This window comes from Gilvimarinus sp. 1_MG-2023, from assembly GCF_030548285.1.
In genome coordinates this window covers 1-962 of record NZ_JAUOSC010000033.1, presented here as the reverse complement: position 1 = coordinate 962, position 962 = coordinate 1, and the positions used below count along the sequence as shown (strand labels likewise).

2 protein-coding genes are annotated in these 962 nt (G+C 52.6%); both read left to right on the top strand.

Features of this window, described 5'->3' with window-relative positions:
* The coding region (locus tag Q4563_RS15480; RefSeq protein ID WP_303605088.1) for an IS3 family transposase at positions 1-703 on the top strand (703 nt) is incomplete at its 5' end.
* A gap of 55 nt (positions 704-758) precedes the next feature.
* Positions 759-962 (top strand): hypothetical protein (locus Q4563_RS15475; protein ID WP_303605087.1); only part of this gene is annotated, 204 nt, incomplete at its 3' end.

Below are 962 nucleotides of genomic sequence, written 5' to 3'. Positions count from 1 at the left end.
GAGCCGAAGCTCTGCCGGCAGCCGGACAATCAAAGGCTTGCTCAGGGAGGAAGGCACTGCCGTCGGTCGTTTCAAGGTTCGACGGCTTATGAGCGAGCTGGGCCTGATCTGTAAGCAGCCAGGCCCTCACGCTTACAAGCAGGCCACCGTTGAACGGCCGGATATTCCCAACCACCTGGATCGTGAGTTTGCAGTAGAGCAGCCCGATCGGATTTGGTGTGGCGACATCACTTACATCTGGAGCGGTCAGCGATGGAGCTATCTGGCTGTGGTGCTGGATCTGTACGCCCGTCGTGTTGTTGGCTGGGCAATGTCATCCAGTCCGGATGCGGACTTGGTTGTAAAAGCTCTGGATCACGCCTGGGAACACCGTGGTCAGCCAGAGAAAGTTATGTTCCACTCGGATCAGGGAAGCCAGTATGCCAGTCGTAAGTTCCGTCAGAGGCTATGGCGTTATCGAATGACCCAAAGCATGAGCCGTCGTGGCAACTGCTGGGATAACGCACCGATGGAAAGACTGTTCCGAAGTCTGAAGTCTGAGTGGATACCGGCCCTAGGTTATCGCAACCTAGCCGAGGCCAAGAAGGATGTTGGTGGTTATCTGATGGACTACTACAACCGGCAGCGACCTCATACATTCAACGACGGCATTTCGCCCGTTGCAGCTGAGGAAAACTTTAAAATACTGTCCGGGATTAGTTGACCACTACAACGAGCTAATGCCCGGTGTGGCTCAAGAAAGTTCTAGTAGTCCTGGTTTGCCTGAAGTATTGGAGTCAGTTCTACCAGATGTTAATGCCCAAAAGGCATCTACTCGTAAGCCTAGTCAGATCGGTAGGGGTAAGGCAAAAGCGAAGCCAGCAAAGAGGCTCTATAGCTTTCAAATCGATGAGGCAGATCTCGAAGATTTGAAAATTCGAGCTGATGAAGATGGCAGGACAGTATCTGGCGTTCTTAGAATG